At 64.4% G+C, this 19,789-nt stretch carries 20 protein-coding genes and 1 pseudogene; 2 read left to right on the forward strand and 19 right to left on the reverse strand.

The window, feature by feature from the left end; all coding sequences use genetic code 11:
- A pseudogene (locus EOA75_RS04680) lies at window positions 1-318 on the reverse strand (amidohydrolase); the annotation flags it as partial.
- A 128-nt stretch (window positions 319-446) separates the two neighbouring features.
- Between EOA75_RS04680 and EOA75_RS04685 the strand changes: the two are divergent.
- A complete protein-coding gene (locus tag EOA75_RS04685; protein WP_127323731.1) occupies window positions 447-1,304 on the forward strand; it encodes a LysR family transcriptional regulator in 858 nt (285 codons plus the stop codon).
- Between the two features lie 88 nt (window positions 1,305-1,392).
- Here EOA75_RS04685 and EOA75_RS35720 read toward each other — a convergent pair whose 3' ends face one another.
- From EOA75_RS35720 to EOA75_RS04730, 10 genes are all read right to left on the reverse strand, one after another.
- The gene (locus EOA75_RS35720) at window positions 1,393-1,605 is read right to left on the reverse strand and encodes a DAK2 domain-containing protein (protein WP_348628650.1); all 213 of its coding nucleotides are present in this window, start codon (window positions 1,603-1,605) and stop codon (window positions 1,393-1,395) included.
- Window positions 1,554-1,817 carry a DAK2 domain-containing protein gene (locus EOA75_RS35725; RefSeq protein WP_348628651.1) on the reverse strand — a complete coding sequence of 88 codons (264 nt, stop codon included), beginning with the start codon at window positions 1,815-1,817 and terminating at the stop codon, window positions 1,554-1,556. The genes EOA75_RS35720 and EOA75_RS35725 overlap by 52 nt, the downstream gene beginning before the upstream one ends.
- Before the next feature lie 348 nt (window positions 1,818-2,165).
- On the reverse strand, window positions 2,166-3,245 hold the full coding sequence (locus tag EOA75_RS04695) for an ABC transporter ATP-binding protein (protein WP_127323732.1): 1,080 nt from the start codon (window positions 3,243-3,245) through the stop codon (window positions 2,166-2,168).
- On the reverse strand, window positions 3,242-4,042 hold the full coding sequence (locus tag EOA75_RS04700; protein ID WP_127323733.1) for an ABC transporter permease: 801 nt from the start codon (window positions 4,040-4,042) through the stop codon (window positions 3,242-3,244). The genes EOA75_RS04695 and EOA75_RS04700 overlap by 4 nt, the downstream gene beginning before the upstream one ends.
- 1 nt (window position 4,043) lies before the next feature.
- A complete protein-coding gene (locus EOA75_RS04705) occupies window positions 4,044-4,904 on the reverse strand; it encodes an ABC transporter permease (RefSeq protein WP_127323734.1) in 861 nt (286 codons plus the stop codon).
- 60 nt (window positions 4,905-4,964) lie between these two features.
- Window positions 4,965-5,969 (reverse strand): ABC transporter substrate-binding protein, encoded by a 1,005-nt coding sequence (locus EOA75_RS04710; RefSeq protein WP_095826033.1) that lies wholly within the window; start codon window positions 5,967-5,969, stop codon window positions 4,965-4,967.
- 65 nt (window positions 5,970-6,034) lie between these two features.
- Entirely contained in the window at window positions 6,035-7,507 is a 1,473-nt protein-coding gene (locus EOA75_RS04715; protein ID WP_127323735.1) for an aldehyde dehydrogenase, read from the reverse strand.
- Window positions 7,508-7,529: 22 nt separating this feature from the next.
- Entirely contained in the window at window positions 7,530-8,567 is a 1,038-nt protein-coding gene (locus EOA75_RS04720; RefSeq protein WP_127323736.1) for an LLM class flavin-dependent oxidoreductase, read from the reverse strand.
- A complete protein-coding gene (locus EOA75_RS35545; protein WP_127323737.1) occupies window positions 8,564-10,357 on the reverse strand; it encodes an alpha/beta fold hydrolase in 1,794 nt (597 codons plus the stop codon). Before EOA75_RS35545 ends, EOA75_RS04720 begins: the two co-directional genes overlap by 4 nt.
- Window positions 10,350-10,937, reverse strand: coding sequence for an amino acid synthesis family protein (locus tag EOA75_RS04730; RefSeq protein ID WP_067328500.1), 588 nt, complete (start codon window positions 10,935-10,937; stop codon window positions 10,350-10,352). The genes EOA75_RS35545 and EOA75_RS04730 overlap by 8 nt, the downstream gene beginning before the upstream one ends.
- 135 nt (window positions 10,938-11,072) lie before the next feature.
- On the opposite strand from EOA75_RS04730, the gene EOA75_RS04735 reads away from it, so the two are divergent.
- On the forward strand, window positions 11,073-11,750 hold the full coding sequence (locus EOA75_RS04735) for a GntR family transcriptional regulator (RefSeq protein ID WP_095777416.1): 678 nt from the start codon (window positions 11,073-11,075) through the stop codon (window positions 11,748-11,750).
- Between the two features lie 102 nt (window positions 11,751-11,852).
- Here the strand turns inward: EOA75_RS04735 and pqqE are convergent, their stop codons facing one another.
- The 8 genes from pqqE to EOA75_RS04780 all read right to left on the reverse strand — a co-directional run bounded on the left by pqqE (window position 11,853) and on the right by EOA75_RS04780 (window position 19,484).
- Window positions 11,853-12,974, reverse strand: coding sequence for a pyrroloquinoline quinone biosynthesis protein PqqE (gene pqqE / locus EOA75_RS04740; protein ID WP_127323738.1), 1,122 nt, complete (start codon window positions 12,972-12,974; stop codon window positions 11,853-11,855).
- Window positions 12,971-13,267 (reverse strand): pyrroloquinoline quinone biosynthesis peptide chaperone PqqD, encoded by a 297-nt coding sequence (pqqD, locus tag EOA75_RS04745; protein WP_127213794.1) that lies wholly within the window; start codon window positions 13,265-13,267, stop codon window positions 12,971-12,973. The genes pqqE and pqqD overlap by 4 nt, the downstream gene beginning before the upstream one ends.
- Window positions 13,264-14,022 carry a pyrroloquinoline-quinone synthase PqqC gene (gene pqqC, locus EOA75_RS04750; RefSeq protein ID WP_095826027.1) on the reverse strand — a complete coding sequence of 253 codons (759 nt, stop codon included), beginning with the start codon at window positions 14,020-14,022 and terminating at the stop codon, window positions 13,264-13,266. The genes pqqD and pqqC overlap by 4 nt, the downstream gene beginning before the upstream one ends.
- Window positions 14,019-14,957 (reverse strand): pyrroloquinoline quinone biosynthesis protein PqqB, encoded by a 939-nt coding sequence (pqqB, locus tag EOA75_RS04755; RefSeq protein WP_127323748.1) that lies wholly within the window; start codon window positions 14,955-14,957, stop codon window positions 14,019-14,021. Before pqqB ends, pqqC begins: the two co-directional genes overlap by 4 nt.
- Window positions 14,958-15,505: 548 nt before the next feature.
- On the reverse strand, window positions 15,506-16,366 hold the full coding sequence (locus EOA75_RS04765) for an ABC transporter permease (protein ID WP_164746839.1): 861 nt from the start codon (window positions 16,364-16,366) through the stop codon (window positions 15,506-15,508).
- Window positions 16,367-16,377: 11 nt separating this feature from the next.
- Window positions 16,378-17,166: an ATP-binding cassette domain-containing protein gene (locus tag EOA75_RS04770; protein WP_127323739.1), complete on the reverse strand. Its 789-nt coding sequence runs from the start codon at window positions 17,164-17,166 to the stop codon at window positions 16,378-16,380.
- A gap of 79 nt (window positions 17,167-17,245) precedes the next feature.
- Window positions 17,246-18,217: a YVTN family beta-propeller repeat protein gene (locus EOA75_RS04775; RefSeq protein WP_127323740.1), complete on the reverse strand. Its 972-nt coding sequence runs from the start codon at window positions 18,215-18,217 to the stop codon at window positions 17,246-17,248.
- Window positions 18,218-18,236: 19 nt separating this feature from the next.
- Window positions 18,237-19,484 (reverse strand): ABC transporter substrate-binding protein, encoded by a 1,248-nt coding sequence (locus tag EOA75_RS04780; RefSeq protein ID WP_127323741.1) that lies wholly within the window; start codon window positions 19,482-19,484, stop codon window positions 18,237-18,239.
- Between the last annotated feature and the right edge of the window lie 305 nt (window positions 19,485-19,789).

Raw genomic sequence — 19,789 nt, forward strand, 5'->3', positions numbered from 1 at the left:
CGCGCTGGCGTAATAGGGATTTGCCAGCGTCGAAGCCTCGATCGGCTCGTCGCCAGTCAGGATTGCCACTCCGATATTGTATTTATCGAGGTGCTTCTCCTTCATGATCAGGTAATTGTCCGCCTCGACCTTCGGCCGCACGTCCTTCCGGGAGAAATCCTGCGGATGAAACCAGGGGCGATGGCCGTGCGGAAAGGCGCCGACGGGGCCGGTCTTCTCGCCTTCGATGAACATGTCTTTCCAGACGCCGGACAGGTAGGGCTCCAGCACCGTCGCGCTGGACCAGTAGTTGTGGCAATCGCAATCGACTATGAACACTTGTCCCTCTTGATGATGCGGGCGCCGCTGAACGCCCCTGGATTCCTGCATCGAACTTCCGCCTTGTCAGTGTTTGGATCAAGCGTATGATCGGGCCGATACGATCGTAAAAATCGATTGGCTTGCCTATGCAACTGGAACAGGTCGAGACCTTTCTGGACATCATCGAATCGCGGAACTTCAACCGATCGGCGGAGCGCCTCGGACTGACGCAATCGACGGTCAGCACCCGTATCAAGAACTTGGAAACCGCCGTTGGATCCGAGCTCTTCCACCGCGGACGCGCCGGTGCCGAGCCAACGGCGGCAGGGCGGCGGTTTGAGGCCTACGCGCGGTCGATGCTGTCGACCTGGTCCCAGGCGCGTCACGATGTGCGCGCCTTCAACAGGTTCGAGGGGAGCCTACGGGTCGCTGCCCAGGTCGGGATGACCCGCTCGATCCTGCCTGGTTGGCTGGAAATGCTGTTGCAAGTCTTGCCCCAGTCCTCGATCCACGTCGAATCCGATTATTCGCCGCAGATGATATCGGATCTGAGCCTGGGAAACCTTGATATTGCCGTTGTTTACGCTCCGCGCTACCTGCCCGAGATCACGTATGACCAGCTCATGGTCGAAGAATATGTGATGGTATCGACCACGGCGCGAAGGCTTTGCGATGTAAGCCCCGAAAGTTACATCCGGCCGGGTTACACGGTGGCGCTCGAGAAGGCTCATGCCGAGGCGCTGCCAAACCTGACTGCGTGCCGGCTTTCGATGGGGTCCGAGACGCTTGCGGACAATATGCTGCGGCGGGCCGGCGGCACATGCTACATGCGCGCCGACGATGCGCGACGCTTCGCCGCCGAGCGCCCCTCCCACATCGTGGAAGAAGCTCCAACTCTGCATCAGCCCGTCTACACGGCCGTCCTCGCACGACGCCGACATGAGGCGATCATTAAAAAAGGCGTGCGCGCGCTTCACCTTGCCGTCATGTCGCTGGAGAGTTGATCGATACAATCGATCGTAAACGGCTGAAGCGCCTCCTGTATCGAATGCAGGCCTGCTGGCAAGTGCTGATCGCATGGCGGCACACCGCCTAAGCGATCTTTATCGCCCTGCAGATTTCTTCGACCAGCATTGCGGCCGAGACCGAGCCGGGGTCCGCATTGCCGAGCGAGCGCTCGCCGAGACGCGCGGCGCGACCGACGGTTGCGATCATGTCGCGCGTCGCTTCCGCGCCCCGGCGGGCAGCGGCGGCTATGGCATCGGCGTTGCGGCCATTGACTGCCGCGTCGGCGGCCGGCCCCAGGCGTCGAGCATTGTCCTCTGGCCGAGTTCCGCCTTGCCACGCTGGGCGATGCCGTCGCGCATCGCCGCAATGATGGTACGCAACTCGCCGGTCGGCATCGATGCGCGCGGACCCGCGGCCTTGACGGCGCGCAAAAGCGCGGTTGCGTAGAGCGGTCCGGAGGAGGCGCCGACTGCGTTGAGAAAGCCTTTGGCCGCGGTATTGAATATAATCCCGCAGCGTGCCTTCGGCGGCTTGCGCCGCTTCGGCCGCGGCTTTCATGCCTTGTTCCATGGCGACGCCGTGGTCGGCGTCCCCGATCACTCCGTCGAGCGCGCAGAGCCTGTCGCGTTCCGTCGCCATCCGCTCGGAGAAAGTGCCGAAAAGGGCTTTCAAATCCCCGGACGTGAAGTCCATCTCGCTCAGCTCCGGAACATGGCGCAGTCGCACGGATGGTCGATCATGCGTTGCAATTCGTCATCGAGATGCATGACGGTGATCGAGGCGCCGGCCATGTCGCGGTTGTGACGACGTGGCACTGGATGGCGGCGAGCCAGTCGCGGGGATGACCCAGCCCGGCTTCAGACCCGAAACAGGAAGGCCGTAGCGGGATCGAAGAAAATCTGCCGTCCCGAAGCGGCATCGGTGCCGCCCGGTTCGGCTGTATCCGAAGTTGGCCTGATGTCGATCTCGTCGCCCGACCCCGTGCGCGCCACGACGCGCCGGCGATCGCCGAAGAAGGCGGTGTCGACGATCTCGACGGCAAGCGATGCATTCCCCTCCATGGGGGTCAGGCGGAACGCTTCCGGCCGCACCATCAGCCTGGCCTTTTGGCCGCGGCCGAGCGCCTGTGTGGCTTTCACGCCCTTGACGATCGAGCCATCGGCCAGCCGCACCAAGGCAACGCCGTTCTCTGTTTCGAGGTGCTCCGCCGGCAGGAAGTTGGAATTGCCGATGAAGCCGGCGACGAACTCGCTCGCGGGTCTGAGATAAAGATCCTCGCCGGTGCCGATCTGCTCGATGCGGCCTTCCTTGAACAAGGCGATGCGGTCGGAAAGATGCAGCGCCTCCTCCTGGTCGTGCGTGACATAGAGGATGGTGACGCCGGTCTCGCGGTGGATGCGGCGGATCTCGGCCTGGATTTCCTGGCGCAGTTTCTTGTCGAGGGCCGAGAGCGGCTCGTCCATCAACAGGATCGGGGGATCGTAGGCGAGCGCGCGGGCAAGCGCCACGCGCTGCTGCTGGCCGCCGGACAGCGCGCCGGGGTAGCGCTCAGCGAATTTTTCCAGGCGCACCAGCGCCAGCATATCGGCGACCTTGCGCTTCACTTCGGCATCCGGCCGGCGGCGCACCCGCAGCGGAAAGGCAACGTTCTCGGCGACGCTCAGATGCGGGAACAGCGTGTAGCGCTGGAAGACCATGCCGATGTTGCGCTTGTGCGACGGCACCGAAAGCAGCGACTTGTCTTCCAAAAGCACGTCGCCCGCCGTCGGGTCCTGGAAACCGGCGATCGCATAGAGCGTCGTCGACTTGCCGGAGCCGGACGGCCCGAGAAAGGTCAGGAATTCGCCCTTCGGTACATCGATGGTGACGTCGTGGACGGCGACGAAGGCTCCGAACGCCTTTCTCACCGCGCGGATGGACAGGAATGGCCGGGTCATCTGGACAGTCCCCTGCGAAGGAGTGCGGTGACGATCATCAGGCATAGGGTGAGGCCGACGAGCAGGCTGGAGGCGGCGGCGACGACCGGGCTCAGATCGGCACGCAGGCTGCCCCAGATCTTCACCGGCAAGGTCTGCAGGGTCGGGCTCGCCATGAAGATCGCCACCACCACCTCGTCCCATGAGGCGAGGAAGGAAAAGATCGCCGCCGAGAAGATGCCGATGCGGATCGAGGGCAGGGTGATCCTGAGCCTTGCCTGCAGCGGACTGGCGCCGCACACGATCGCCGCGTCCTCGATGGATTTGTCGAAACCTTCGAGCGCGGTGGCGATCGGAATGATGGCGAAGGGCAGCGCCAGGATGGTGTGGGCGATGACGAAACCGATCGTCGTGCCGGCGAGCCCGATGCGCAGGAAAAAGGAGTAGATGGCGATGGCGAAAACCACCACCGGCAGCACCATCGGCGTCAGCAGCAGGCCGCGCAGGAGCTGCCGGCCGCGAAACTCGCCCCTGACCAGGCTAAAGGAGGCGAGCAGGCCGATCAGAACCGCGAGGATGGCGGCCATCGCGGCGATCTTCGCGCTGGTCAAAGCGGCGTCGACCCAGGCCGGGTCGGCGAGCAGTTCCTGATACCATTTCAGCGTCCAGCCGGGTGGCGGAAAGGCCAGCCAGCGCGACGAGCCGAACGACAACAGGACGATGAAGACCACCGGTAACAGAAGGAAAGCCGCGATGAGCGCAGTGAAGCCGGCGAGCGCCGCACGCAGCCATCCGAGCCGGTCGTAGTCGAGCAGCATCTTAGAGCCCTCCGGCGAGGCGCCTGGCGCCGACCATGCGCAATTGGATCGCGTAGAGCACCATGGTGACGGCGAGCAGCACGAAGGCCGCAGCACTTCCGAGCCCCCAGTTGAGCAGCGACTGCACCGTCTGGGTGATCATTTCGGCGAGCATCATGTTCGATGTGCCGCCGAGCAGCGCGGGCGTCACGAAATAGCCGAGCGACATGACGAAGACCATCAGCCCGCCGGCGGCGATGCCGGGCAGCGACAGCGGTAGCAGGATGCGGCGGAATGCCTGCGACGGGCTAGCGCCGCAAAGGGCGGCGGCGCGCAGCGTCATCGGATCGATGGCGCGCAGCGTGCCGACCAGCGGCAGGATCATGAAGGGCAGCATGATGTAGACCATGCCGATGGTGACGCCGGTCAAATTGTTGATGAGCGGCAGCGGCTCGTGGATGACGCCGAGCCCCATCAGCGCCCGGTTGATCACACCGGTGCGCTGCAAAAGCACCATCCAGGCATAGGTGCGGGTGAGGAGATTGGTCCACATCGACAGGATGATGATGCCGAAGACGACCGAACCGAGCGCCGGCGGCATGATCGCCAGCATCCAGGCGACCGGAAACGCGACGAGGATGGTCACGACGGTAACGACGGCCGCGACCAGGAAGGTGTTGAGAAACACCCGCACATAAGTGCCGCTGCCGAACAGCGCGGCATAGTTCTGCAGGCCGGGCTCGGGATCGGTGACGCTGCGCAGCAAGAGCGCGACCACCGGCACGACAAAGAACAGGCCGACCAGCACCAGGGCCGGCAGGGCGCCGCCGCTGCCGGCCGGCAGGCCGGCAATCGAGCCGCGGCTGAGGGAGTGTGCTTGCATCGAGCGGTTCCCGTCGTCCCGAAGGGGAGCGGCTTGCCGCGCCCCCGGCTTGCTGTGGCGCTACTTGGTCTGCCAGGCGTACCAGCGCGTGGCGATCTCGTCGCGGTGCTCGGCCCAGTAGTTCATGTCGAGATTGATCTGACTCTCGACGTGCGCGTCGGGCAGCCCTTTCACCACGTCGGCGGGCATTTCCGCCTTGGCCTTGGTGTTGATCGGCGCGTAGCCGCTTGCCTCGGCGAATTTCGCCTGGCCGGTCGGGCTGGTCGCGGCGGCGAGGAACTTCATCGCGCTGTCCTTGTTCTTGGCGCCCTTCGGCACGACGAGAACGTCAGCGGCGGTGAGGTTCTGGTTCCAGGAGACGCCGACATCGGCGCCGTCCTTCTCGAGCGCAAAGACACGGCCGTTCCAGAGCTGCCCGAAGGCAGCCTCGCCCGAAGCGATGAGCTGCTGCGACTCCGCGCCGCCGCCCCACCAGACGATGTCCGACTTGATCGTGTCGAGCTTCTTGAAGGCCCGCTCGAGATCGAGCGGATAGAGCTTGTCCGCCGGCACGCCGTCGGCGAGCAGCGCGATCTCGATCACGCCCGGCGCCGACCATTTGTAGAAGGTCCGTTTGCCGGGAAACTTCTTGGTGTCGAACATGTCGGCCCAGCTTGTCGGCTCACCCGAAACGGCGCCCTTGTTCCAGGCCAGCACGAAGGAATAGTAGAAGCTGCCGACGGCGTGCTCGTTGCTGAAGCGCGGGTCGAGATCGGCCTTCGGCACGGCGGCGAAGTCGATCGGCTCGAGCAGCCCGTCCTTGGCGGCCTTGATGGCGAAATCCATTTCCACGTCGACCACGTCCCAGGTGACGTTCTTGGCGTCGACCATGGCCTTCAGCTTGCCGTAGTCGGTCGGGCCGTCCTGCAGCACCTTGATGCCGGAGCTCGCCGCGAACGGCTCGGCCCAGGACTTGGCCTGCGCTTCCTGCGTGGTGCCGCCCCAGCTGGTGAATACCATTTCGTCGGCCTTGGCGGCGGTTGCCGATAGCAGTCCGGCGAGCACGCCGGCTAAGATCAGTCTCATGTCATTCTCCTCTGATTTCTCTGTTCCGTTTCTTGTTCTTGTCGCTGCACCCTCGGCATGCGTTCTCAGCGCATGACGAAGGGATCGGGAATCGGCTCGTCCGAGGTCTTGATCCAGACCGATTTCGAGCGCGTGTAGTCGCGGATGGCGTCGAGCCCGCCTTCGCGGCCAAGACCCGACAACCCGTAGCCGCCGAAGGGAACGAGCGGCGACACGGCGCGATAGGTGTTGACCCAGACGACGCCGGCACGGATGTCGCGCGCCATGCGGTGCGCCTTGCCGAGATTCGAGGTGAAGACGCCGGAGGCGAGACCGAAGGGCGTGTCGTTGGCTAGAGCCAATGCCTCGGCCTCGGTGTTGAAGGCGAGCACGCTCAACACCGGCCCGAACAATTCCTCGCGCACGCAGGGCAGGTTGCTATCACCGGCATCGACAATCGTCGGTGCATAGTAGAAGCCAGCGCCGGCGTCGGGGCGTTTGCCGCCGGTGACCAGCGTGCCGCCGGCGGCGAGGCTTTCGGCGACGATGGTCTCGATCCGGTCGCGCTGGCGCAGGGTCGCGAGCGGCCCCATTTCGGTGGCCGGATCCTGAGGATCGCCGATGCGGATCGCCTCGGCCTTGCGCTTCAACCGGCCGAGGAATTCTTGCCTCGCGGAGCGCTCGATGAGCAGGCGCGAGCCGGCGACGCAGCTCTGTCCGGTCGCCGCAAAGATGCCGGCGACAACCGCATTGGCGGCGCTGTCGAGGTCGGCGTCGGCGAAGACGACTACCGGGCTCTTGCCGCCGAGCTCGAGGGTCGTGTGCGCGAGGTTTTCCGCCGTGTTCCTGACGATGGCGCGCGCCGTGGCCGGGCCGCCGGTGAAAGCGACGCGCGAGACCAGCGGATGACTGGTCAGGCGCCGTCCGCACTCCTGGCCGAAGCCCGTGAGGATATTGACGGTGCCGGCCGGAAAGCCGGCTTCGCTGACCAACTCGGCGAAGGCGAGCAGCGGTGCCGGGCCGTCTTCTGAGGCCTTGAGCACCACCGTGCAGCCCGCGGCAAGCGCCGGGCCGAGCTTGACCGCCGAGAGGAAGAGCTGCGAGTTCCACGGCACCACCGCGGCGACGACGCCGATCGGCTCGCGGCGGATGGTGACGTCGAGATCGGCCTTGTCGATCGGCACATGCGCGCCTTCATGCTTGTCGGCGAGCCCGCCATAGTAGCGGTAATAGTCGCCGACATAGGCGATCTGGGCGCGCGTCTCGCGGATGATCTTGCCGGTGTCGCGCGTCTCCAGCTCGGCCAGGCGGCCCGCATTGGCGGCCACGAGGTCGCCGAGCCTGACCAGCAGCTTGCCTCGCGCGGTTGCTGTCATCGATGCCCAAGGGCCGGTGCGCAGCGCACGATGCGCGGCCTCGACGGCGCGGTCGACATCGGCTTCATCCGCCGCCGGCATCTTCGCCCATGGCGCACCGGTCGACGGATCGACGCTGTCGAAGCTGGCCGACGGCTCGTCGAAGCGGCCGTCGATGAAGTTCCTGAATGCGGCGTCGGTCATGGCCTTGCCCGTTCGTTCGCGATCAGATGAAGGCCGGCATCACCCGGTCGATGAACAATTGCAGCGATTTCTTCTTGCGCTCGTGCGAAAGGCCGCTGTCGATCCAGATCGAGTACTGGTCGAAGCCTAGCGTCTCATAGGCTTTCAGCCGCGCGACCACCTCGTGCGCCTCGCCGATCACCAGGTTCTGGCGCATGTTGTCCGGCGCGTATTGCGGCATGGCCGCGATCTCTTCGGCGCTCAGCGGTTCCAAAATGCCCTGGTGCACCGGCTTCTTGTTCTGGAACCAGGCGCCGAACTGGCAGTAGAAGTTCGACAGATCCTGGCTCAGCCGATCGGCATCGGCGGCGTCCTCGGCGACGAACGTGTGCATCAAGAGCATGATTTCCGGACGCGGGATTTCGGGATGCGCGGCGCAGGCGTCGTTAAACCGCTGCATCAGGCTTGCAACCTCATCGTCGCCGGACGCCAGTGGCGTCACTTGGACCTTGCATCCGTTGGCGACAGCGAAGTCGTGCGAGTTCGGATCGCGCGCCGCCACCCAGATCGGCGGGTAGGGTTTTTGCAGCGGCTTGGGAGAGGAGGTGGTTGGCGGGAACTGCCAGAATTCGCCGCAGTGCTCGTAGTCGCCGTCCCAGAGACCCCGGATCGCCGGAATGATCTCGCGCATGCGCTGCCCGGCGCCCCAGGCATCGAGCCCGGGGAAGACCCGCTGATATTCGTAGCTGTAGGCGCCCCGGGCGATGCCGATGTCGAGCCGGCCGCCGGCAATCACGTCGGTCATCGCCGCCTCGCCGGCAAGCTTGATCGGGTGCCAGAAGGGCGCGATGATGGTTCCGGTGCCGAGGCGGATGCGGCTGGTCTTGGCCGCCAGATAGGCGATGTTGATGAATGGATTGGGCGAGATGGTGAACTCCATCCCGTGATGCTCGCCGATCCAGGCGGTCTCGAAGCCCGCCTGTTCCGCCAGCAGGACCAGCTCACCCAACTCGCGCAACAACTCCGAATGCGGCTTGGCGAGATCCGAGCGTTCCATATGCACGAAGAGCGAGAACTTCATCCCTGGTCACCTGTATTGAGGGCGGCGGTCCTGGCGAGCGGCCTTACCTCGCCTTCGACCTCGTTGCCGACATAGACGCCGAATGCGTCTTCAGTGCATTCGCGCACATAGCGGGTGAGCATCGAGCGGATGGCCGGATCGGCGATCTTCAAGCCGTCGATCGCGTCGATGTCGATCAGCCGGATGCCGCGATCGCTGGAAGCCGGCACGTCGAAGGTACCGCGATAGTAAACATGGGTGCGCGAGGGATTGCCCGCGTCGTCCCATACGGCGAAGAGGAAGCCGAGCTGGGCCTCGATGGCCTTTGCGGCCAGAAGCCCGTTGAGGCTCTTGCCGTCGCTTGCCGAGCCCAGCCCCCGGCCGCGCGGCAGTTCGAGGAAGCCGTCTGGCGTTTCGAGGAACAGGATACGGCCGCCGTTTTCGAGGATGGCGCCGACATCGGTGCCGGGCTGGGCGGCGGCCAGCGCCTCCTGACTGAGCCCGGGCGTGATGTAGGCGCCGCGGCAATAGCCGAGAGGCTGCGAGGTATTGTGCTGGAAGTCGCGGACGCGGCCGATCAGGATCGAATGGTCGCCCGCCTCGACCAACCGCTCCATATCGCAGTCGAAGGTTGCGACCGAGCCGTCGAGAACCGGACTGCCGGTCTTCCCCGGGCGCCAGTCGACCGACGCGAATTTATCCGCTACCTTCGAGGCGAAGATGCCGGAGGCCGCTTTCTGGGTCTCGTTCAAAATGTTGATGGCGAAGCTCTTCGATGTCGCGAACACCGGATGACCGAGCGCCTTGTGGGCGATGCAGACCAGCACCAGCGGCGGATCAAGCGACACCGATGTGAACGAGTTGGCGGTGAACCCGCGCGGCTCGCCTTCCGCGCCGATCGTGGTGACGATGGTGACGCCTGTTAGGAAGGAGCCGAGCGCACGCCGGAACTCGCCGCTGTCGAAGCTGGCGTCCGCTGCTGCTCCTTGCTCCAGGCATTCACCTTCGTTCAGGAACTCGGCGATGCATCGTGAGGTGAGATCCGGTGCCGCCGCCGCCATCATGTGCCTTTGGCCGGCGAGAACGGTGCAGCGGCCATGCGGCGCGAGCCTGGCCATGGCGGCCGACATTGCCGGCGAGGAGTTCTTGTCCTCGGAGCCGGTGATGAACAGCGCCGGCATGGCCAGGGTCTGCAGGCGCTCGGCGTGGTCGCCGTCGGCACGGGCGAACAGGCGATAGGTGCGGGCGTAGCCTTCGGGATCGACCTCGCTCAACGCTGCCGCCGCCTTCTCGGCCGCCGCCGTGAGCTCGGCCGGAACCGGATCGCCGAACCAGCGGGCGATGGTCTGGGCGACCCCCGCCGCATCGCCGTGGCCGGTGAGCGCCGCCGCGCGCTCGAGCACGGCTTGGGCCAGATCAGGCGGACGACGGAACACGGCGTTGAGCGACACGACACGGCGGATGCGCTCCGGCGCTAGCAGCGCGAGTTCCTGCGCGACCAAAGCCCCCATCGAGTGACCGACGACGGACGCCTTGTCGAGGCCGAGATGATCGAGCAGCCGGATCGCCTGCGCGGCATAGTCGGCGAGTTCCGGCTCCTGCGGCGGCAGCGGCGAGCGGCCGTGGCCAAGCATGTCGATGGCGATCAGGTCGAAGCGGTCAGCCATCCGCTGGATCTGCGGCTGCCAGATCGTCGCGTTCATGCCGACGCCGTGGATGAACAGCACCGGCGCGCCCGATCCGGCGCGGATAAAGCCGGTTCCGTCGGGCGCGGCTGCCCGGGTCCATCCAGGTGCGACGGCGTCATCCATGCAGGTCGCCCACTTCCTTGAGGTCCTGATAGCGGTCGCCGATGCGATGGTGAGGACGGCCGCCGATCGAAGCACCGAGCGCCACGACCAACTCGTCCGGCGCCGGTGCGTCGCCGATCTGGAAATGCACGGTCAGATAGTGCGAGCGGCGGCCCTCGTCATTCTTGTCCATCAGCGGAATCATGATCGGTGTGTTCGGCCCACCACGCAGATTGGTGAAGGCGAGATAGGTCTTGGCGGCGACGGCGCGGCGATAATGATTGCCGAAATGCAGTGTGTGGATCAGCGCCGAGGCATGCTCGATCTCGCCCGACGTGCCGCAGATCGCGGCCTTGCCGTAGCCCTCGATCGCCTCGGCCGAGCCGGCGGCGGCAACGATCTCGCGGGTCAGGGTTTCTCCAAGCACCGGCGCAAAGGCGCGGATCTCGGGCGAAAGATCCTCGATGAAGCCGCGACCCGCCCAGGGGTTCGTCAGCACGGCGGCGACGCCGATCAGGCGCAGCGGCTTGGATGCTGCCTTGCCGCCTTCGATCAGCGTGTTCTCGCTGTAAGTGACGATCTTGCGAATGGCCGGCTGCATGGAAACCTCTGTCAGGTGGCGCTCGAGAAAACGCCAACTTCTCTGTCATCTTATGGTATACCATAGTATGGAGCACCAAATACCTTGTCAACCGGCCATGGAATCTGTTTTCGTGGCGGCCAAGGGAGCAGAGACATGCAGGACGACACGCTTCGCATCGATCGCAGCGCCAAAACCTTGAGAACATTGGCCCTTGAGCGCATGCGCGAGGCCATAATGGATTTTCATTTCCAGCCCGGCGAAAGGCTGGTCGAGCGGCCGCTTTGCGATCAGCTCGGCGTCAGCCGATCGGTTGTGCGCGAGGTCCTGCGGCAGCTGGAGGCTGAAGGCCTTGTGCAGATGATCCCCGGGCATGGTCCGGCTGTGGCCAAACCGGATATCGGCCGCACCGACGAGATCTATGAGCTCAGGGCTTTGCTCGAGGGCATCGCGGCGCGCGCCTGCGCGCAATCGGCCACCAATGGCCAACTGGCCGTACTGGAGCACGCCCTCGGCGAGCTCTTCGAGGCCTGGGCCTCGGGCAAGCCGCCGGCAGTGATGCGCGCGACGACGAAGTTCTACGAAGCGCTTTTCGAGGCTGCGGACAAGCGTGTCGCCTGGGAGATCGTCAGCGGGTTGAATGTGCGCATCAACCAGCTGCGTTCGATGACGATCGCCTCGGCAAACCGTCGCGAGCCGGCGATCGCCGAGATGAACGCGATTATGGATGCGATCCGGGCGCGTAAGCCGCAGGAGGCGGAAGCCGCGGCACGGCGCCACGTCGAATCCGCCTGGAAGATCGCCCGGGACAAACTGCGCCTTGACCCTCTCTAAAGCGCGTCGTGCCGGAACGGATTCAGGCGACGCGCTTTCGCCCAAATCCCGCCATGCCGAATTCCGGTTTATCCTATTGGGGACCTACCTACGAGAAGACGGTCAGGCGAGCTCCGCCACAGCTCTTATCCGACGGTAAATGAAGGGTTCGCCCGCCGCATTGTCTGCCGCGGCGCGCCGCGTTTCGTCGGTGAGCATGCCCACCCGGGCATGGATCGGCGATTTGATGCACACCGGATCCGTTGCAGCGGCATCGCCGGCAATCGCCATCGCCTGACATCTGCAGCCGCCCCAATCGATCTCGCGCCGCTCGCAGCTTCGGCACGGCTCCTGCATCCATTCGGTGCCGCGAAAGGCATTGAATGCCGGTGAATCGGTCCAGATCTCGGCCAGCGAGCGCTCTCCGAAACGCTCGAAGCGGAGCGCAGGAATGGTCTGCGCGGCATGGCATGGCAGCACCGTGCCGTCGGGCGTCACCATGAAGGCGTCGCGCGCCCAGCCGCCCATGCACGGCTTGGGATAGACGGCGAAATAATCCGGCGGGACGAAATCGATGTTGATGACGCCGGCAAGCCGTTCTTGCGCCGCCGCGACGATCTCCGCTTGCCGCTCGACCGCGGCGCGTTCGGGCATCAGCATATTGCGATTGGCCAGCGCCCAGCCGGCATACTGCACATTGGCGATCTCGAGCCGCTCGGCGTCCAGCGAAAGAGCCAGGTCGATGAATTCCGGCACTTCCTCGATGTTGTGGCGATGGATCGGCGCATTGATGGTGAGCGGCAACCCGGCCGCGCGAGCGCGGCGTGCCGTCTCCAGCTTCTTTTCGTGGCTGCCGCTGTGGTTGCCGATACGGTCGGTCGTCGCCGGGCGGGCGCCCTGAAAGCTCAGCTGCAGGTGGTCGAGCCCGGCTTCGGCAAAGACCTCGATGCGGCCCTCGGCAATGTTGATGCCGGCGGTGATGAGATTGCTGTAGACGCCGCGCGCCGAAAGCCCGGCGATCAATTGCTCGAGATCGCGGCGCAGCGTCGGCTCGCCGCCCGACAGATGCACCTGCAGAACGCCGAGATCGGCGGCCTGCGAGAAAAGATCGAGCCAGGTCTGGGTGCCGAGCTCGCGATCCGCCTTGAGCAATTCGAGCGGATTGGAGCAATAAGGGCACTGCAGCGGGCAGCGATGCGTCAGTTCCGCCAGCATGCCGATCGGAGGCAGAAGCGGCCCGCTCATAGCTTCACCAGCAGCTTGTCCGACCATTCCTGCAGGAAGGCGATGACATCGGCCGCTACGGCCTCCTGTTCAGCATCGTAATCGGCCGCAAGACCAGCGATGATGTAGCCGACCGCGGACCGCCCGTCGCAGCGGCGCAATATGTCGAGACTGATATCGTTCGGCCAGAATACCTTTTCCGGCGAAAGCACGGCGAAGGCCTGCCGCACGGGGTCGTACTGAATACGCACGTGCCTCGGCAGCGATGGCATTGATTGCAAGGAGACGATGGCTCTCTCGCGCAGCGCCATCATCGGGTTGCCTCCGGCTGGAAGGCGCCCGGAGGGACGTTTCCCGGCGCGCCATAGGCATGTTGAAGTGCATCGAGCATCGCCCACAATATATCGCATTTGAACACCAGCGCATCGATCGCCCGCTGCTGGCGCTCGGCCGTGTCGGCGTGGCTCAGCACATAGGCGAGGGCGAAGTCGGCGTCGCGCGATGCCTGTTCCGGCCGCCGGCTGAAATAGGCCAGCGTGTCGTCGGTGATGTAGTCGTATTTGGCCAGCATCGCCGGCACTCGCTCGCCGATGATGATCGGCGAGAACATCTCGGTCAGCGACGATGCCACCGCCTCGAGCAGCGTGCGGTTCGTGCAGAAGGAAAGGTAGGCGCCGACGGCGAAGCGGGTCGCCGGCAGCGCCAGCCTTTCGCTCTTGACGGCTTCGGCATCGAGCCCGAGCGAGGTCGCCAGATGCAGCCAGCGCGCGATGCCGCCGCTCCAGCCGTCCTCGCCGTCGTGATCCTCGATGCGTTTGCGCCAGGCGGCGCGAAACGCCGGATCCTCGGCATGCGCCAGGATCATGGCGTCCTTGCGCGGAATGACGGCCTGGTAGCAGTAGCGGTTCAATGCCCAAGCCTGCATTTCGGCCTTCGTCAGCACGCCACTGGTCATCCTGTGATGAAAGGGATGGCGGTTGTGATAACGCTCGGCGCCGACCTGCCGCAGCACGGCCTCGAGCTCGCTCTTGGACAGACCATGTCGCGCCGCGTCGTGGAAGTCGCTCAAAGTTCGATCTCCATTCCGTCGCTCCCGATTTCCCAGCCAGCCGCTCTGACCGCCGCGTGTTCGGCGGAACTCTCGTCGAGAACAGGATTGGTATTGTTGATGTGGATGAAGACGCGGCGGCCGGTCCTCACATCGGCCAAGGCGGCGATCGAACCCGCTTCTCCAGACATTGCGATGTGCCCCATGCGCGCACCGGTCTTCTGGCCGACGCCGGCGATGATCATCTCGTCGTCTGTATAGACAGTGCCGTCGAACAGAAGGCAGGCGGCTTCCGCCAGACGCGTGCGCAGGGCGGCATCGATGCCCGCGCAGCCGGGAATGTAAAAGAAAGCAGCGCGACTTCCAGCCCCGCTGATACGCACGCCGATCGTGGCGCCCGTGTCGGAGCTGAAATCGGCGCTTGGATCGCCTCTTTGCTCGAGATAGAGCGCGATCTTGCCGGGCACGGGAAAGGCGTCGACGACCACGCCGGTCTGCTGGCCGTCCGCGTTGCAGATCGCCACTTGCTCCGTTGGCGCCAGAAGGCGGCGCGGCACGATCGCCGGATCGAGAACGTTGAAGATCGAATTCGCCGCCAGCGTCGCCAGCACCTGTGCCGTTGCATAGATTGCGAAGGGCTGCCGCTCCCGCAGGCTGAGCAGGCCGGCGACATGGTCGACGTCGCCATTCGTCAGCACGACCGCGCGGATGGGCGTCGAGCGCAGCGGCGCATCGGCCGCGGGCTGCAGTTCGGGCGTTTGCGCAATCTGCCGGCCAATGTCGGGCGACGCGTTGAACAGAACCCAGCCTGTCCCGTCAGCCGATACGGCAATGGACGACTGGGTCCGCGAATGCACGCCGGCCATGCCGCTCCGAGCCGAGCGGCTCAGGCGATAGTTGCAGTTCCATTGCGGAAAGCCGCCTCCCGCCGCCGATCCTATGATCTTCACGCGCATGGCGATGCCTGCTCTGCGGCCCATTTGACCGGCGCCAAATTCTCGGTGGCAAACGGCTTCGCGCCCGCGCTTCCCGCGGCAGCCCCCGTCTCGACGACCTCAAGCGGCAAGGGGATGTATGCCCCCACAGCCAGGGACACGCAGCTCTGCGGCCTACTTCCTGGGAGGCGTTTCAGCAGGCAGATACCGCGAAATCTCGAAGCCCGCGGCAACCTGGCACATCGTCGGTTTCTTCCAGCTCTTCTTCTTCATTGCATTCTCCTCTTTAGCCAGCCCGAAGGGACCGGTCATCCATCACCTCACAATGGACAAATGAAACGCTGGGTTCTCAAACAGCCAAACAGGAACAGAACACAACTGCCTAGCTCAGGGATGAGTTCCTTAGCTTCGTGTCTCTCCCGTTCGATCAAGCTCACCCCGGCGACCAGTTGCGGCACCTTGCGCTGCATGCAGGGCCCAGTCCGGATCGGTGTTCGCGGCCGTGGCGCCGGCGTGGGGCATGAGCATGACAGCCGCAACCAGGCTGCGAACCAGGCGCATCCGTTCCATCAACCGTTTCCTCCCGCGCCTTGTTTGCGGGTTATCAGTCCGCGCGAAGGGTCATAAGCGATGATGGCGCCCCCGAGAAACAGCAGCGTGCAGCCGGCGACGACGCCCAGCGACACCCAATCGATCTGCCCGTAGAAGGCGAAGCGGATCAACTCGACGGCATAGGTAAAGGGGTTGGCGAGGCAGAGCTTGTAAAGCAGCGGGCTCGCTTCCTGGATGCGCCACAAAGGATAGAGCGCCGGCGACGCGAAATAGCCGGGAAAGATCACGAAGTTCATGATGCCGGCAAAATTCTCGAGCTGCTTGATCATCGAGGACAGGAGCATGCCGAGCGCGCAAAGCATCATCCCCGACAGGAACAGGGCCGGCAGCACGCATACGTAACCGAGCGGCGGCGCCTTGACGCCCCAGAACCAGGCAACGATCAGAAAGGCATAAACCTGCGCGATCGACACGGAGACGCCGGCGAGCATCTTCGACACCAGCAGATACCAGCGGGGAAATGGGCTGACCAGCAGGATGCGCATATTGCCCATCTCACGGTCGTAGACCATCGACAGCGAAGACTGCATGCCCGAGAACAGCAGGATCATGCCGCACAAGCCCGGCGTGATGTAGACCTCGTAGAGCACGTAGGTCTTGTAGGGCGGGATGATCGAGACACCGAGCACCTGCCGGAACCCGGCGGCAAAAATGAACAGCCAGACGAGCGGTCGCACCAGCGACGAGATGAAGCGCTCGCGCTGGTGCAGGAAGCGCAGCCCTTCCCGCACGACGACGCCTTTGAGGCAGATGAGGTAGTGACGAAAGCCGAACGCGTCGGACTTCACCGGGGTGACGGCGGCGACCTTTTCCGGCATTGCGGGAGTGCTCATGGCGAGATCTCCGCCTGGCCGGCTGCTTCGCCGCGGCTGAGTCTGGAAAAGGCGTCGCGGATCGACGCGGCACCACTCGCTTTGACCACGTCGGCCACTTTGCCTTTGGCGACCAGGTCACCTTGCCGCAGCACGACGACATGGTCGCCATCTTCAACCTCGTCGATCAGGTGGGTGGCCCAAAGCACGCCGATGCCCTCGGTTTCGACCAGCTTGCGGATGGTGGCGAGAATGCCCGCGCGCGACTGGATGTCGAGACCCACCGTCGCCTCGTCGAGCAGCAGCAGGGACGGGCGATGGAGCAGCGCCCGGGCGATCTCGATGCGCCGCATCTGGCCGCCGGAAAGGCTGCGAGCCTTGTCATGCTGACGGCCGTGCATGTCGACCGTCTGGATCAGCGCTGCAATGCGCTGCCGGGCTTCGTGCCGCCCGATGCCGTGCAGCGAGGCGTGATAGGAGAGGTTCTGGTATACGCTCAGGTCGAGGTCGAGCGTGCGTGACTGGAACACGATGCCGACCCGCCTGAGTGCCTCGCCGGACGCACGGCTGACGTCATGGCCGAAGATGCGGATCGATCCCTGGCGCGTGTCGTAGAGATGGCTGATCAGCGAGAACAGGGTCGTCTTGCCGGCGCCGTTGAGACCGAGAAGGGCGGTGAAAGTCGCCGGCGCGATCGAGAACGAGACGTCGTTGAGCGCCCGCTTCGGGCCATAGGAATGGCTGACGCCGGCGACATCGAGTGCCGCCGCTCCGATCCCCGTTTTCGCCGTCCTCGCATGCTGCATGGATGCTCCTTCAGGATGCTATCTAGCGCGCTCGACGTCTTTGGCCCCGGCTTCAGGCCTTAATCTTTCGGCTGCTTTTCTATTTGGGCGATATGACCACGCCCCACGGCTGCTGACCCACGGTGACCGACTGAACCGGCTCCTCGGTCGCCGTATCGATGAAAGTGATGTCGTTGGAATTGCCGTTCGTTGTGATCAGTGTCTTCTGATCCGGGGTGAAGTCCAGATGCCAGACGCGCTGTCCGACGAGGATGTAGTTTTCCACCTCGTAGGTTTCGGTGTTGATCACTGCGACATGGTTCGCCGGGCCGAGCGCGATATAGGCCTTCTTCCCGTCGGCGCTGATGGCGATGCCGACCGGCTGGATGGTTTCGGCTCGCAGTCCGGGAATCGCGAACTTGATCCTCTTCACGACCTGGCGCTTGGCGTTGTCGATGACGCTGACGGTGCCGCCGATCTCGGCACTGACCCAGGCCTGCGAGCCGTCGGGCTTGAACGCGGCGAAGCGCGGGCGCGTGTCGACCAGCACGTTGTCGGTTACCTCATGGCTCTCGGTGTCGATGAAATGCGCCATGCTGGTGGTCTCCGAGGTGTTGACCAGGGTCTTGCCGTCGGGGCTGACGGCCATGCCTTCGGGTTCCACGCCGACCGGGATCTCGGACGTGACTTGCTTGCTGTCGAGGTCGATCGCGGTGACCAGATTGTCGTTTTCGTTGGCGACGTAGAGCGCCTTGCCGTCGGGCGAAAGCACGAACAATTCGGGATCGTCGCCGGAGGGCAGCGTGCCGACGACCTGCAGCGTCGTGGTATCGATGATTTGGATCGTATTGTCGTCGCTGGCGCACAAATAGATGAACTTGCCGTCGTGCGAGATGGTGATGCCGCGCGGTCTCTGGCCGACGTCGACGGTCTTGACCACCTGCATGGTCGCCGTATCGACGACGGTCATCGTATTGTCCTTCTCGTTTGAGACATAGGCCGTGTAGGCCGATGCCGGGCCGGCCATGACGCCGGTTGCGAGAATGGCGAGTACGCAAGCTCGGCTCTGCACGAATTCCTCCCGATCGGCGCTATCTGAGAACGCATTTCGTTTCCGGCTGATCGATGCCGAGGGTGTCGAGTTCGGAGACTTGGTGGAGATAGCCCTCCTGGGGAGATGTCGAGACGACCGATTTGGCATCGCCAAGCAGGATCGGCTGGCGAAGCTGGAGGTTCCATTTGCGGAAGGTCAGCTTCTGTCCCTTGAACGCGGCAACCGAGAAGTCGTCCGAGCGGATGTAATCGCTGATCTTTTTCGGATCGTCACCATTGGTGCGCGTGGTGGCTTCGCCGACGGCCCGCACGGCCGTCCAGGCCGACATGTCCTTGGACATCATTCGCCGGCCTGCCGTCTTCAGGAAGCGATTTTGCATTTGAATGCCGCCCCACTGTTCACTCGCGGGATGCCATGACGATGCCACAAGACCGGCCGTGCCTGCGACGAGCCGCGGCGTCCAGCTGCGGTAGGGCACGTAGGTCCCGAACACCTCGCTTTCATCGGCCACAAGCAGCACGTCATGCTCCGGCAGGTCATGCGTGAATACCGAAATCTGTTGCTGTATCTGCGTGGCTCCGGTGTCAGTGCGGCGCGCCGTCCCGGTATCCTTGAATTCCTTCTCCGCGACGATCTGCCCGCCGAAGCGGGCTGCCGCGCGGCGCAACGCGTCGGCATAGAGGCGGTCCTCGTCATGCGAGCCGTAGAGCAGCACCCAGTTCGGCCATTTCTTCACCATCAGATACTGCGCCAGAGCGTCGGCGAGCATGCTTCGCGTCGGCGCGATGTGGAAGACGTTTATGCGGCAGTCCTCCTCGCGCAGTCTGTCGTCGGTGGCGCCCACGTTGAAGATCAGCACGCCCTTGTCGCGGGCGATGTCGGCGATCGACAGCAGCTGCTTGGCCGAGAGGTCCGCGATCACATAGCGGTCGCCTTTGGCATTCAACGCGTTGAATGCCTGAACCGCGTCGGCCTCCGGTTTTATCTCGGTGACGTCGAGGCTGAATTTCTGATTGATGAACCTGCCCGTGGTGTTGTTGTCGCCGATGGCGACATTGGCGCCCGCGACACCTTCGTCACGCGGCGGCTCGTCCAGCAGGGAAAGCGTCAGGCGCGGCGCGTAGGCCCGTAAATAGCCTATCTTGATTTCGGTTGTCTTCTCGTCCGGCTTGATCGCTCCGGCCGGCTGCACGGTCGGTTGCTGGGCGAACGCACGCGGAGCAGCAGCGGTCATCGACAGAAAGCACAAAAGGGCCGCCAAGGTGCCCGACACCGCGCTTGTCATCGACAAATCACCGTTCTTGCGCCTAAGTCCGATCGTTTGCCGGACCAGCGCGAAGTCAAGTGCCCCAAGGCGAACTTAGAGAGCCGGCGGGATTTATCAACCTCGTGAGCAGGACGTCTCGGCTCTGCCGGCAACTGCGCAGTAAGTTCCGAACGATGTTGGCCGCGCGACGGTCCGAAGCGGCCCGGACTTATCTCAGGGAAGAGTTGCTTCGGCGAACCATTTGTCTTTCGTCGCCCCCCGCACCCCGCGCCGGTTCACGCAGGTTGCGCTCGGGACCACGGCGCTGCTGAAGCAAACTTGGC

The sequence above is a fragment of the Mesorhizobium sp. M1A.F.Ca.IN.022.07.1.1 genome (assembly GCF_003997575.1).
Taxonomy (GTDB): Bacteria; Pseudomonadota; Alphaproteobacteria; order Rhizobiales; family Rhizobiaceae; genus Mesorhizobium.

Bases quoted from the DNA above. Each gene is read 5' to 3' on its own strand.
- EOA75_RS04685 (WP_127323731.1), top strand. From the start codon at position 447: ATGCAACTGGAACAGGTCGAGACCTTTCTGGACATCATCGAATCGCGG.
- EOA75_RS04695 (WP_127323732.1), bottom strand. From the start codon at position 3,245: ATGACCCGGCCATTCCTGTCCATCCGCGCGGTGAGAAAGGCGTTCGGA.
- EOA75_RS04700 (WP_127323733.1), bottom strand. From the start codon at position 4,042: ATGCTGCTCGACTACGACCGGCTCGGATGGCTGCGTGCGGCGCTCGCC.
- EOA75_RS04705 (WP_127323734.1), bottom strand. From the start codon at position 4,904: ATGCAAGCACACTCCCTCAGCCGCGGCTCGATTGCCGGCCTGCCGGCC.
- EOA75_RS04710 (WP_095826033.1), bottom strand. From the start codon at position 5,969: ATGAGACTGATCTTAGCCGGCGTGCTCGCCGGACTGCTATCGGCAACC.
- EOA75_RS04715 (WP_127323735.1), bottom strand. From the start codon at position 7,507: ATGACCGACGCCGCATTCAGGAACTTCATCGACGGCCGCTTCGACGAG.
- EOA75_RS04720 (WP_127323736.1), bottom strand. From the start codon at position 8,567: ATGAAGTTCTCGCTCTTCGTGCATATGGAACGCTCGGATCTCGCCAAG.
- EOA75_RS35545 (WP_127323737.1), bottom strand. From the start codon at position 10,357: ATGGATGACGCCGTCGCACCTGGATGGACCCGGGCAGCCGCGCCCGAC.
- EOA75_RS04730 (WP_067328500.1), bottom strand. From the start codon at position 10,937: ATGCAGCCGGCCATTCGCAAGATCGTCACTTACAGCGAGAACACGCTG.
- EOA75_RS04735 (WP_095777416.1), top strand. From the start codon at position 11,073: ATGCAGGACGACACGCTTCGCATCGATCGCAGCGCCAAAACCTTGAGA.
- pqqE (WP_127323738.1), bottom strand. From the start codon at position 12,974: ATGAGCGGGCCGCTTCTGCCTCCGATCGGCATGCTGGCGGAACTGACG.
- pqqD (WP_127213794.1), bottom strand. From the start codon at position 13,267: ATGATGGCGCTGCGCGAGAGAGCCATCGTCTCCTTGCAATCAATGCCA.
- pqqB (WP_127323748.1), bottom strand. From the start codon at position 14,957: ATGCGCGTGAAGATCATAGGATCGGCGGCGGGAGGCGGCTTTCCGCAA.
- EOA75_RS04765 (WP_164746839.1), bottom strand. From the start codon at position 16,366: ATGCCGGAAAAGGTCGCCGCCGTCACCCCGGTGAAGTCCGACGCGTTC.
- EOA75_RS04770 (WP_127323739.1), bottom strand. From the start codon at position 17,166: ATGCAGCATGCGAGGACGGCGAAAACGGGGATCGGAGCGGCGGCACTC.
- EOA75_RS04780 (WP_127323741.1), bottom strand. From the start codon at position 19,484: ATGACAAGCGCGGTGTCGGGCACCTTGGCGGCCCTTTTGTGCTTTCTG.